Genomic DNA, 13,650 nt, shown 5'->3' with positions numbered 1-13,650 from the left:
GATAATAATAAATTGTTCTAATTTTAAAAAGTGAAAATAACCATATAAAACTGTGTAAATAAAGTCATTAAAACTAATAAATCCGACACTTTTACTATCAATTAATTTAGAATAACAACGTCATTAAAACAACCACAAACATTAATGTCACAATAATCATTAAAAATAACCAACAAACGATAGTCAAAATATCTTGATAAAAAAAGAACGCAATCACTTTTAGTATAATAGCCGCTACTCTTTTCCTCTAAAGAATAAAATGGCTATGATAAATATAAACCTTTCTTCATTAATTCAGCGTCTACACCCTATTGCAAAAGTAGCATTAGAAGACGCCGCTGCACTTGCAGTCTCTGAAAAAGCAAACGAAGTTCAAATTGAGCATTATTTACTGAGTCTATTAGAAAGGCCAAATAGTGATTTTGACGTCTTATTAAGTCATTTTGATTGTTCTGAGAACTTATTAAGACAATCGGTTCGATCCACGCTCGACACCAACGCCAAAGGAAATGGCAGCAAACCTGTTTTTTCTGCTTTATTAATCGAATGGTTGCAAGAAAGCTGGCTGGTTTCTTCTTTAGATCTATCCGAAACACAAATCCGCTCTGGCGCCCTACTCCTTACTCTTGTTAGCAACCCTCTCCGTTACGGCCAACATGGTTACGCCTCTATCCTTGAAGCGGTAAACCCTGACAGCCTTAAGCGTAACTTTGCAGAGCTAACAAGCCACTCTATTGAGGCGCAAGTCGCGACTTCAGAGAAAACACAAGCTCGTGAAGATGGTTCAGCACTGAGCAAGTTCACAACCGACTTCACTGGTAAAGCACGCAAAGGCGAAATCGATCCTGTTTTCTGCCGCGACCAAGAAATTCGCCAAATCGTAGACATTCTTGCTCGTCGCCGTAAAAACAATCCTATCGCAGTTGGTGAACCGGGCGTTGGTAAAACAGCAGTAGTAGAAGGCTTGGCACTTAAGATTGTACAAGGTGACGTACCAGACAACCTTAAAGGTGTTGAGCTTTACGGGCTAGATATGGGTCTTCTGCAAGCTGGTGCAAGCGTAAAAGGTGAATTCGAAAAACGCCTAAACGCGGTATTGGATGAAGTGAAAAACTCGCCAACCCCTATCATTCTTTTCATCGATGAAGCACACACCCTTGTTGGCGGTGGTAACCAAGCAGGCGGCAGCGACGCGGCAAACTTGCTAAAACCAGCCCTAGCGCGTGGCGAAGTGAAAACCATCGCTGCGACAACATGGTCGGAATACAAGAAGTACTTCGAGAAAGATCCTGCTCTTGCGCGTCGTTTCCAATTGGTGAAACTCGACGAACCGTCTCCTGAACAAGCAGCATTGATCATTCGTGGTCTGCGCCCAGCGTACGAGAAGTCACACAACGTTTACGTGCGTGATGACGCCATCACTGCTGCGGCAGCGCTTTCTGCTCGTTACATCTCTGGCCGTCAACTGCCAGACAAAGCGATCGATGTACTAGATACGGCGTGTGCACGAGTGAACATCAGCCTTAATGCCATTCCTGCTTCTGTTGAGACTCTGCAGCAAGAACTTGCAGCTCAACAGCGCGAGCTTGAAGCACTTGAGCGTGATGCTCTGCAGCAAACTGGCGACAAGCACAGCCTTGCTAACATTCCAGACCTAAAACTGGCAATGGAAACAACGAAAGAAGAGCTAGCAGAACAAGAAGCGCAATGGCACAAAGAAAAAGAGCAGATCCAAGAGATGATTGCTCTACGCTCTCGCTTGCATGAACTGGTCTTTGGCGAAACAAATGAAGAGGAGCTTGTTGCAGAAGAAGATTCAGAACAAGAGCAAGACGTTTCTCCATATGCAGAAATGGATGAAGAAGCCGTTCGCATTGCAATTTCGGCCTGCCAAGAACAGCTAGATGCAATCCGCAATGGCAACCCACTGGTTCACTTTGAAGTGGGTCCAGATGAAGTCAGCCACGTCATCTCGGACTGGACCGGTATTCCAATGGGTAAGATGCTTCAAGACGAAGCAGAGACCACGCTAAAACTGAAAGAAAGCCTAACACAAAGCATCAAAGGCCAAGAATACGCTATCGATGCACTGTCTGAAGGCATTCAAACCGCGAAAGCTGGCTTAGGTAATCCAGACGCACCGACAGGCGTATTCCTTCTGGTTGGCCCAAGTGGTGTGGGTAAAACCGAGACAGCTCGTGCGATTGCTGATCAAATGTTTGGCGGTGAGCGCTTTATGACGACCATTAACATGTCTGAGTTCCAAGAGAAGCATACCGTATCTCGCCTAATTGGTTCACCTCCGGGTTACGTAGGTTACGGTGAAGGCGGCATGCTGACAGAAGCGGTACGTCAGCGTCCATATTCTGTTGTACTTCTTGATGAAGTAGAAAAAGCCGATCCAGAAGTGTTGAACCTGTTCTACCAAGTGTTCGACAAAGGTACGCTGAACGACGGCGAAGGCCGCACCATCGACTTCAAGAACACGCTGATCATCATGACCAGTAACCTTGCAACGCACGAGATTGAATCTTTAGTTCATCAATCCAAAGACATCGATGCAAACATCATCGCAGAAGCTATCCGCCCTACTTTGAACCAACACTTCAAACCGGCGCTGTTGGCACGTATGTCGGTACTGCCATTTGTTCCACTGTCTGATGAAGCAATGACAGAAATTATTCACCACAAGCTGAACAAAGTTTCTCAGCGTCTACAGAGCCATCACAAGTTGTCGCTAAGCTACGAAGAAAGCTTGGTTGAGTTCGTACTAGGTAACTGTCGCCTTGCTGAAACAGGCGCGCGTAATATCGACGCGGTCATCAACCGTCAGTTGCTGCCGCAACTATCGACTCAGCTATTGGTGCATGACAAGGATGATTCACATACGCAAATCGAAGTGTCTGTCGATGAGCAAGGAACACTAACCTATGCGTTCAGCTAACCATAGCGAACTTAGTAACGCCCTACTTGCGATCAGTCAGTCTTTGGCTGATCGCAGCCAGCTTACGCAAACATTGGATGCTGTGTTGACCGCTGCGAGACAAATGACCCTCGCAAAACATGGCATCATTTATGTTTTGGACCAGACTGGCCAGGCGTTGATTCCAAGTACCGCTCACCATAACGATAAAACGATTGTTTCCCACCCTTGGGAAGCATTACAGTTAGACTCAGCCAGTGAGAACGACCCATTTAACTTTGCTATTCGTAATGGTGAAGTGGTGTTGATTAACGAGTTGTATAAGTACAACGGCTATGACTGCGAAAGCATTTATCAAACAGAACAGACACTGGGATTAAAAAGCGAGAACTTACTGGCTTGGCCTTTGATTGATAGCGAAAGCAAAACCATTGGGCTGTTAGTCTTACTCGATTTAAGTGTTATCGACAATGAAGCTGCATTGACTGAGTTTTGTCGTATGGCTGCGAGTAATATTCGCCAAGCCGTTTGGTTAGAGCAATACGGGCAAGTAATAAAAAATCTCAATGCCGACAATCAAGCCCTAGTACGCGAGAACACTCAGCTCAAAAAACGTACCCAGAAAGCCTATCAAGGTCCTATTGCAGAGAGCGAAGAAATGCTCAATGTCTTGAATCGTCTTGATAAGGTGCTATCTCTTCCTGTCGATGTGCTGTTGCGTGGTGAAACGGGCGCTGGTAAAGAGGTGATCGCGAAATACATTCACGAAAACTCTAATCGTTCAGAACAACCTTTGATCGTACAGAACTGTGCCGCAATCCCAGAGCAGTTATTAGAGTCGGAACTCTTTGGCCATAAGAAAGGCTCATTCACTGGCGCGGACAAAGACAAAGTCGGTTTGTTTGAAGCAGCCAACGGCGGTACGCTTTTCTTGGATGAGATTGGCGATATGCCAATGCTACTGCAGGCAAAGTTGCTACGTGTGCTACAAGAACGTAAAGTTCGCCCAATCGGCACCAGCAAAGAGATTGAAGTGGACGTTCGCGTTATCGCGGCAACGCACTGTAACCTCATGCAGCAAATCAAAGATGGCGGATTTCGTGCCGACTTGTTCTATCGCTTGAATGTCTTCCCTATTACATTACCACCACTGAGAGCACGCAAGTCGGACATTATTCCCCTTGCTGAGCATTTCGTGCAACACACGACTAACACGCTAGGTTTGCCGCAAGCGCCAGGGTTAAGTGCCAATGTACGTAAACAGCTCCTTGCCTATCAATACCCAGGTAACGTGCGTGAGCTTAAGAACATCATTGAGCGCTCGGTGCTACTGTCCGATTTTGAAACCATTACTCACATTGAGTTTGGCGAACAAATCCCAGAAGATGTGCCAAATATCGACATGAAAGCAGCCTCACCTACCCCAGACCAACCTGCTTACGAGCGGCAGGCACAAGCGGATTTAGAAGACGCTTCAAAGAGCCTTAAGGACGTCGTTAGCCAATACGAGCGTACTGTGATCATCGATTGCTTAAATGCCTGCAATTGGCACACCAAGAAGGCCGCTGAGCAATTGGCGCTGCCAATGAGCACTCTCAACCATAAGATGAAGAAATACGACATTTCTGCAGCGGGTTGATGGGGCTTAAAAAGAAAATTCTAAATTCAGTATGAAGTCATAAGAAAAGAAAAACCGCCCGAAGGCGGTTTTTTATTTTCCATCAAGTAACCACTTTTTAAGTATTTGCTCTCGTTGCGCAGATAATGGAAGATCCCTAGCGACAGAGTAGTCTTTCATTACAGGCTCTGCATTCATCCAAACACTCAACGGAGTAGCTTTGTGGGACATCTTGCTACGAGTTGAATTTGCCAAATTGGAATCAGCATCGTCAGTCGTTCCCGCAGTATATTCAGAAATAGCTTTAAACTCCTTTTTACTCATCTCATACCACTTTGGGTTGTAGTGGATCTCTCGCGAGTTGAACAAGGTTGGCGCCGTTGTATTTATAGCTCGTACTGGAAGCTTCTGTGATGAAGCGTTTAAAGATAAGCCTGCTTTCCCATCGATATCGAGCATGATATATGGCTTTTCGTTTTCACTAGGGATAAACGGGCGCAAGCCAGCCATCTCTTTCCCAGTTGCATTAGTGTACTTCAGTGAAATCTCGACTGCATAGAGATCAGTGTCAACAAAGTCTGGTGATAAATCGAATAGCCCTCCTTCCTTGACTACCATGTCGTTTACAAGCTTACTTATATTGCTCGAAAGATGCTTCGAAATGTCAGTCAAGTTTTGCGGAACCGACTTAGGTTTGAATAAGACCTCTTTTTTCACGAGATTCACTTCGACCTTTCCTAGTGGATACAGATCGACATCTTGATGCTCAAAACTGTAGCGACCTCTTGCGTCGTTTGCTTTCAAACGAATATCCACTGGTAAACGGTGAGTGTCAAACCCCCCTTGCTCAAGAGTTATCTCCACATTAGCAACCGATTTAGTGCTGACAATAAGTAGCAGCTTGGAGGCTTGAGCCGAAGGATCATAGGATGGCTGTTTTTTTGTCCAGCCGAGCGCTTCCATTATGTCGTCATGCTCACTTCCGGGAATGAGGCTCTTAACGCTAGCATCATAAATGTACAAGTTTGCCTTAGCATCTGAGAATAATTCTGGATACTCTACTGCTTTTTTCCCTGCTCTTGCTAAGAAGGTTTTCTCATATAAGAATTCATGCTCTTTCGACATTGTTAAATTAAAGATGGAAGCCTTATTCGTACTAGAAGTTAGCTCCTCACCATCTTGTGTTTTAAATACGAGCTCTCTTTTATATGTTAGCTTTGTTTCTGTTTTAGCAACGTTAGGCACACCAACTTCTAAAAGGTAACGCATCACATAAGCCGCTGAGTGTTGTTCATCTACCTGACCAAACACCGACTTCCATTCTTTGCTACCGTAGTCATCTGCAATAGGCTTGATGCCACTCATGATGTTGCATCCAAAGTAATAAGTAGGACTTACAACAACACCGTATAGTGTCGTATCTGTCTCTAACATTTGCTTCTCTGTTAAATACGCCCTCTCAGTTTCAACTAGTGATTCCAGTGCAATTTCACGAACATATTCAGTAGTGTAAGAGCCAAAATCGTCAAAGAACCTATTTTGCCTCACAGGTCTAACACCGACAGGCACAAGATTAAGCAAACCTTCTTCTTTGAACTTGGTCAGCGTTTCGTCCTTCATATCAAGAATAATAAGTACTCTAATTGGCATAGTCGGCGTAATAGCTTCACCGCTATTAACCCTGTCTTCGAGTGGGAGCCACTCGTCATTGACTTTTACGGAAACCATATGCCCAGCAAACATGGAGTCATCGAGCTTAGATAAATCTGGAGCTTTTAATAGAGATCTAAGCTTAGTTAAACTAGGGTCAGCAATAGTATGTATAGGACAGAATTTTTGATATACCTGCGATTGTTCAAGCGCTTTTATCCCGGTCTGAGATTGCTTCGCTCGGTATGTTACGTAACTCGTCATTGCAGCAAAACTCAGCACACTTTCCGAAGCACTACGGTAAATATTCTTTGTTTCTAGCCACGCTTCATCAAGGTGGAAAGAAGGAAGCCAAGTTCCCCCCAAATCCCATTCATCACTTAAAAGATAGGTCTTTATATAGCCTTCAATATCAAGATCTCTTTGCCCAGACGTCAAGTGATTAACCGCGTAATATTCCGAAACGTAATTAGTTGTTTTATTCTCTTCTTTTATTTGAGATTCAAGTAGAAGCAATCGCAGCAGCCCATTGAGCGCTATAGCGCGTTTTATATATGCCTTGCCAACAACACTCAGTTCATCGAACGCAGGTAAACCTCGATACAGTAACGCCTGTCCTACCACATCAAATTCAGAAAAACGTTTCTGCTTCTCTTTGTATTCTTCTAATTCTTTATTAAGAATTTTGGCTGCACCATCCAAAGTAGAAACCAAGGTTTCACCTGACCAATACAACCCATATGCTAACGCAGCACCTGGACCAAGCATTGGCGCAGCAAAGCCTAATGCAATATCAAAGGCTTGGCCGGAAAATTTCCAAATTTCCTCATGGACTTTCATCTCTGCTAAAACCGCTTTCTGTCGATTTTTCTCCAGAGCTAGCAGCCAACTTCTACAAGCAGGATATTCAAAAGCAGAGTTGAGGTAGAACTTCATCTCCGCTCGACGACTTAAGCGCCTATTACTCGTATCATTATCGGCATAAACGCCTTTACCAAGCGCAGATATTCGATGGTCCCACTTAATAGCATCAGTGCCAAGATCTTCTAAAATTGATGATTTCAGCGCCGAAGCACGTTTTTTCGACAGTTTAGTGTTGTATTCCACCGAGCCAATATCACACGTATATCCTTCAATGTTCAGCAACATTTCTGATTCTGTATTACGCAGATATTCAGCCACTTTAGAAACGAGCTTCTTATCAGAATTGGTAAGTTCATCATTTGCGCTATCAAATTCAAAAAACAGCGTGAGATAGCTTGCCTCACCTTCTTTTGCCCGTTTTTTCTCTAACAGCGGCCTACCATTTAACAGCACTTTATGACTTACACTTTTATCAGAGAATGCTTCAAGGAGCGCTTTTTTATGTTCCGCTTCAGACTCAAGCAGTGCCTGACGATCTTTTTCATCGCTCAATAAAAGTGTTGATATTACCGATTGTGTTTTCTGGCCATATTCCTTCGACTTATCAATATAGGCATTAAACGCCGCCTCGGAATTCTCGATACCTTTCGGAATTTCAAGACCGCTAGAAACAAACTCAGCAAAGCCAAAAGGCTTATCAAGTGCATATTCAATAGCCCGAACGGCGGGCTTTAAAGGAGTTACGATCTTATCGTCCACCTTATGCCAAAAATGCTGTAACGCTGGTGGAATTGTATAAACGCTCGGTAACGCGCTCCCAAAGTGATTTGACCAGTTAAGTGCTTTTGCTAAATCTTCAACAGATCCAAGCGTATCTTGAGCCGGTGGCTTCAGCTTTTGCGCAAAATCTAAGAAACCCTTTGCTTTTGCATCAATACCGACCGCGAGTTTTAAAGCATTTAAGAGCTTATCTTCAGCTTGCTCTCGATTCAAACCTGCGCTAAATGCTTTATGAACCGTCGTCATACTGAATGGATCCATCACGCCAGACGCTGAAGCCTCGATAACGGCTTTATAGTTACCGATGGAATTTAGAATATTAATCGACGGTTGCACACCAGTAGCAGGTTTGTTTTCGCTTGTATAGGGGAGATTTTTACTCCAATCGAGCCAGCCTTTAAATGTTTCTGGCGCATGTTGGAACAGTGACTCCTCAACAGAGATGGGATCACCAGAAAGGATGATGCTGCGCCCTGCTATTGAATAAATAGGCAGGTGTAAGACTTGCTCAGATAATGAGTAACAATTGTTTGGGATATTTAACTTAGCAACCTGAGCCATCTGGCTATCTGAAGGTTTAAGTAATGCATCCCAATATCGCTTAATTCCCTCTAAATCTATATCAAAGCGGACTAATTGCTTGATTTGATCATCCTCATCCAGATGACCGCCAGTTATCCAAAATGTGGCGACATATTGGGTTACTTCCTTTGCAACGTCAGAGTCACTGGCCTGATTAGCAATATCAAAGTATGTAACCGGCCTTACTCGGCTAGTGATTTTATTGCCTATATCCTTAGCATCCCCTTGGATGATCAAGTTTTCTGGTTGTCCGGACAAAGTAACTTCTGCCCCCTCAAAATAGTCGGCAGAGAAGAATAAATTGATGGTCCAAACTTGAGGAATACGCAGATAATAAAAATTATGATTATAGTTTTTGCTATAAATTTTTTCATACAGGCGTTTATACGCGCCTTTATTTTGCCCAAACTGCGCCTCTGCTGCTTCAGCTTTATGGATAAAAAACTCGGCTAATTCGGGCGCTAAAAATCGCCTCTCGGCAGGGTCTTTGCTTAGCTTTTGGTCCTGTTCAATATCTCTGTTAGTTACTACGCCAACTTCAATGCTTTCATCACTAGAACTTACAACATCCTTGGCCAAGGCTGCTAAGCGTTCCGTCCAAGCAGTATCTTCAGACATAACCGCAGCGGGAATTAAGTAAGGTGGGATATAGACGGGTTTTAGCTTATCTGTCGTGCTAGAAATCGTTAGTGGCGAAGAAGAAGAAAGCTTATTCCCATCAAGCTCTTTAACTGATTGAACCTTGGTATTCCAACCTTGTAGCCGACCTGATGAATCACTGAAGTATAGTGGTGACGCATTCTTACTATTGCTACCATCCACAGCTTGACCAACTGTTAACTCTGGAAGGGCTAACGCAAAACCGGGCAATGGATAGAGCCCGTTGCCAGTAATGGCCTCCCCGCCTGGTCCGACCAATTGTCCCATCAAGTAGAGAGAGTGCTGTTCAATCTTAGCCCTAGCCATGATTACGCTCCTCTAGAACGGTTCTTGCTTTTTCGATGTCAGCATAACTTGGTAGCGGATAGAGTGACTCGCTCCAATTATCCGCTTCTTTATGCTCAATCACATTACGGCTAAAGCCAAAGCCATAGGCGGATTTTTTAACTCGTTCTCCATCTCTAAAACCTACGAACCCATATATCATTTCTGTAGTAGGGCTATTATCGGTGGGCTGGTGTAATACGCGGGTTATGTTTCGACCGTGAACAGGGACGAACCACATATCACTACCGTTAAAAGCCAACAAATCCACTGTAGCAGGGAAATCGCCTATTTTTTCAGAGGGCCTTCCCGAGCGGTATGCCGCACCTCCAAGGCAATAAAAACCATCTCCATACTTTCCGCCCCAGACATTACAATCGTAGCTATCCGGAGTAAAGTCACCGCGATCGACCAGTTTTAAGGTTTTTGCATCAAACACGAATGTATTACCGCATTTGGGTACATCGCTCTCCCCAAAAGTTTCAAGGTATTCGTCATTCTCCCACCCACAGCCAAACCCCGCCAAACTCGAATTAAAACTCAAATAGATCGCTTGCTCTGACTGGCTCATATAAGGCTTGGCAAAAGAGGTCATGTAACGTGCGTATGAACCATTTACATCAGTAAATTTCACTACCTCTTTGGTGTCTAGCTTAACCAGAAGAAGCTCATCTCTTTTTTTCACAACAACTTGTGTGCTGTCTGTATCCCACATGATGTCGTGACGAGTTGAGCCAGACTCCTCACTAATGTTAGTTATTTCGCCATTATCTAGATCATACAGCACGGTACTATCTTTCTGAGGGACAACAAGATAGCGGCCGTTTGGCGATCGTGACATATATTTAGCATAATCAATCCCAGTATTAGGCGGGGGAGGCAATATCCCTTCAGGGATCAGCAATTGAGGGTTAGTACCATCAATATTTAATACCCAGTAACTGACCTTGGATTTATCTTCTCGGTTTTCGATAGTAAACAGGACCTGAGGGAGTGTCACATTTTCAGTATTCCAATCTGCAACATTTGGGTTATCCGGTATTTCAAAATCGTACTGGTAAAGCCAAGTATCCGTTTTACCTTTGTACAAATCTAGGCGGTCTGCCATGCTCTCTATTCGAGCTTTCTCATCAAAATACGGCTTAGCAATAATGTAACCAACACCCGCGACAACAACAGTCGTCAAACCCAAGCCGAGTAATATTTTCTTTTTCATTCTTAATCCATTTTCTATTTAGGTTACAACGACCAATCCAGCACTAATGACTCAAAGAGTTGTTTTTCTGCTGCAGTCATATCTTTAGGCTTATCGTTTGGCTGAGCTTCGGGCGAACGTTCAGTAGCGCTCTCAGGTTCAACAAATAAATCGTTGTAAGCGACCCGATCAAAAAGTACGTGACGACTGTCTGGGTCTTGGTCATGTACCAGGGACATAGTAAAGACCCCGTCCGATGGTAGCCCACTTAACAGCGCTTGCTGCCAGTCGTGGTCTTCCCCTTCATAAAACTCTAAATCAAAGACGTCTTTATAATCGCTATTGTGATCGATTACATAGAGTGAATTCAAAGCGGTGATGCCAGACGTACCAACATCCACCCGGAATAATAGGCCACTGTTTTTTCCATCCACATAAGCGATGACCGTATTACTCTGGTCATAACTACGTACTATGGCTTGCTGGTCACTCAGCCATGGCATGTCATCCTCGGTAACTTTGTGGATGGCGGCACTGTCTACATCGGAGGTGAATTCTTGTGCACTGAATGACTGCCCGTCACTGTAACTGCTTAATTCATCTAATGGTGTGCTGGATTTCTCTAGCAAAGCAGCATCCGATTCTAATGCTTCAATTTGAGCAAAGCGCTTTTGCTTTGGTGAGAAAATGATCTTGAGTCCATTTTCCCCCTGTTGGATCTCACCCGATATTTTGTAAGGTGCCCAGAAGTGCGCCATAGCAAAACCGCTTGCGCTTCTTTGTATTACCTGAGGTGTGTCTTTTTTCTTTTCTTCTTGCTCTAGGGTACGGTAATACTCGACGTCAACATCTTGGTAGTAACCTTTCTCGTTTATGGCCATCTCGCGCCAAAGCTTTCCTTTCCAAAAGACATAAAGAAAACCACCACGCAGATCAGAAGCTTTTGCTTTGTCGTTGCTACCATCTAAGTAAGCCAATGGTCTCACAGGCACCAGCACGTTATCCCACTCATCCATCTGAGTGTCTTTATCAACGGGTTGCAGGTCTTCTGCGAGTTTAAGCAGGATTGGCTGAGGCTGGTCAGTACATGGGATTTTGATATAAAGCGTTTTGCCCTCAGCCTCGAGATCTTTAAATGTCGCGAGGCTGCGGTGTTTATTTTCTGTATCGGCCTTGCCTACAGTAACTTTTTCTTTTTGAGCTTCGGTTTTTCCCAACATCAAACATGCCGCGTTGCTAGACCACTGCCCTGCAAACTCGACAACGATTTTTTGCTCTGGACTTGGCTCAGAGGGGACATGCGTGTAACTACGAACTAAAGCAACATCTTCGGTAACCTGCTTGTATCCTGCTTTAAAAGCTTTGCTTTCATTCGAAGCAGATACAGAGTCAACGAGTGTTTTAAGTCTAGGGAAGCTTTGCAGCTGAGAGTCCGTCAATGGCGACCGACGAGCAACGGTAGATAATGACACCCAATTGCCTTTTCCCAATTCGATTCTTATAGCAGCTAGCAATGCGCTGGTCGTTTTTTTGGCAGAGATGGAAATCTTTTGCGCCAATTCTTTAGGGAGGTTTCTAAGGATGTCATCTGAATTTCGCAAACGCGAAAGCTGTCCTATACACTCGTCCGGTGTAAGAACATAAGATAGCTCGTTGGAGGATAGCTTCGAGCTAGGTATAAATTTGCAAACTAAATGCATTTGAATTCTCCACAACCAACATCGTAAATATGGCTGCGGTGACAATTAAGCTGATAAGGCTTACAAGTACGATTTGGTCTGCGTATCCTACTTACTTAGCCATTTATTTTCAACGAGATAGAAAAATCGCCCGAAATCAAAAAACACCAAAAAAATGGTAATTTTTACTATCAAAACATGCGATTTGACCACTATAAAAGCCAGTAACATCACCCACTCTGTCAAAATGGTAAAATCTTACTCTCTAAAAAAATTTAATTTATGGACTGAAGTTAACAAAAATCGTAGTAACGTGCGCTTCAGGTAAGCTCGAGGAAATTCAGAAGTTTATGAGGTGCCCTCCTCAGCAACAAACAACAAATTGACTGCTACTGAGGAAGTTTAAATAAAAAGGTGAGCGCATTACGCACTCACAAAAGTAACTGCTCTGAAGCTTGCTAGGATTAAATTTGCTTCATCGCGAGTTAAAGAGGCGAGGTATTACCCATCGACCTCATGCAGAACACTATACTCTGAGTATAGAAACGAGCGTAAATATATAATATTTAAAAAGATTTTCAACGCGACACATTCACCACAGCATCTACCGAGCGACCATCACAATCACGTCATACACACCTAAAAGCAACATTGGCCTAGTTATTATAGTTATTCAGCCTTGTATTAAGACGATTCATTAATTCGAGTAACTTATCAATAAAGGCAATTATTTTGATAAATATCACAAAAAGTCCCAAATAAATAAAGCGAGCTAAACGCTCGCTTTATTTATGCCGCATTTTTTAAAGTTTTGTTCTCACTAAAATATCGGTTGTAGACAGCACCTAAGGAGGCTGTACTTGCGAAACGATCATAGTTCAATGTTGCTTGGACCTCTTCGGCAGAGGCAGACAGCTTGTTGGTACCATTCACATAAATCGTTACGGCTCCGTCCTTCAGTCCTGAAAGATCTAAATCAGTTGTCCATGAGTCTGAAAGCACGGTTGCCATGCCTGTGGCTTCTGTACCATCAGCGTCGACTGCTTTGATATCTATATACTCACCATCTTCAAACCGTTCACTGCTACCACTTACTGTCACGCTTTCCACTCCAGCAACATCGTTGATAGCATCTAGATGTATTGTTGGTGTAATTGGCATGGAGTAAGCCGTGTTCTGGCTACCGGTATTCCCTGACAAGTCTTGGTAGTCACGAACCAGTAACGCCACATTGAGTTCTGACGAGCCTGGTACCACCACATCACCAGTCCAAACGCTTGGGTCCGCGGTTGCCACTAATGAGGTGACCGTCGTACCACCTAACGCCGCCGCTGCGGATTGCAGATCTTTATCGAATTCCAGCGTTACCGTCACG

At 43.9% G+C, this 13,650-nt stretch carries 5 protein-coding genes and 1 pseudogene; 2 read left to right on the top strand and 4 right to left on the bottom strand.

All coding sequences use genetic code 11. The features are described from left to right. The first annotated feature begins 265 nt into the window (after positions 1 to 265). Both tssH and CBX98_RS16835 read left to right on the top strand, forming a co-directional pair. Positions 266 to 2,944: a type VI secretion system ATPase TssH gene (gene tssH, locus CBX98_RS16840; RefSeq protein ID WP_109169966.1), complete on the top strand. Its 2,679-nt coding sequence runs from the start codon at positions 266 to 268 to the stop codon at positions 2,942 to 2,944. Continuing rightward, a complete protein-coding gene (locus CBX98_RS16835) occupies positions 2,931 to 4,562 on the top strand; it encodes a sigma-54-dependent Fis family transcriptional regulator (RefSeq protein WP_109169808.1) in 1,632 nt (543 codons plus the stop codon). Before tssH ends, CBX98_RS16835 begins: the two co-directional genes overlap by 14 nt. A 72-nt stretch (positions 4,563 to 4,634) precedes the next feature. Here the strand turns inward: CBX98_RS16835 and CBX98_RS16830 are convergent, their stop codons facing one another. The 4 genes and pseudogenes from CBX98_RS16830 to CBX98_RS26290 all read right to left on the bottom strand — a co-directional run. Continuing rightward, the gene (locus tag CBX98_RS16830; protein WP_109169807.1) at positions 4,635 to 9,383 is read right to left on the bottom strand and encodes an OmpA family protein; all 4,749 of its coding nucleotides are present in this window, start codon (positions 9,381 to 9,383) and stop codon (positions 4,635 to 4,637) included. Next, positions 9,376 to 10,617, bottom strand: coding sequence for a hypothetical protein (locus tag CBX98_RS16825; protein WP_109169806.1), 1,242 nt, complete (start codon positions 10,615 to 10,617; stop codon positions 9,376 to 9,378). Before CBX98_RS16825 ends, CBX98_RS16830 begins: the two co-directional genes overlap by 8 nt. A 23-nt stretch (positions 10,618 to 10,640) precedes the next feature. Next, a complete protein-coding gene (locus CBX98_RS16820) occupies positions 10,641 to 12,296 on the bottom strand; it encodes a hypothetical protein (protein WP_109169805.1) in 1,656 nt (551 codons plus the stop codon). Positions 12,297 to 13,064: 768 nt separating this feature from the next. Continuing rightward, positions 13,065 to 13,650 (bottom strand): annotated as a pseudogene (locus CBX98_RS26290) (hypothetical protein); the annotation flags it as partial.

The organism is Vibrio sp. T9 (assembly GCF_003123985.1).
GTDB classification, from domain to species: domain Bacteria; phylum Pseudomonadota; class Gammaproteobacteria; order Enterobacterales; family Vibrionaceae; genus Vibrio; species Vibrio diabolicus.
Note: the sequence above shows the minus strand (reverse complement) of the source record. Positions and strands in the feature narration are given on the sequence as shown.

Bases quoted from the DNA above. Each gene is read 5' to 3' on its own strand.
- CBX98_RS16820 (WP_109169805.1), bottom strand. From the start codon at position 12,296: ATGCATTTAGTTTGCAAATTTATACCTAGCTCGAAGCTATCCTCCAAC.
- CBX98_RS16835 (WP_109169808.1), top strand. From the start codon at position 2,931: ATGCGTTCAGCTAACCATAGCGAACTTAGTAACGCCCTACTTGCGATC.
- tssH (WP_109169966.1), top strand. From the start codon at position 266: ATGATAAATATAAACCTTTCTTCATTAATTCAGCGTCTACACCCTATT.
- CBX98_RS16830 (WP_109169807.1), bottom strand. From the start codon at position 9,383: ATGGCTAGGGCTAAGATTGAACAGCACTCTCTCTACTTGATGGGACAA.
- CBX98_RS16825 (WP_109169806.1), bottom strand. From the start codon at position 10,617: ATGAAAAAGAAAATATTACTCGGCTTGGGTTTGACGACTGTTGTTGTC.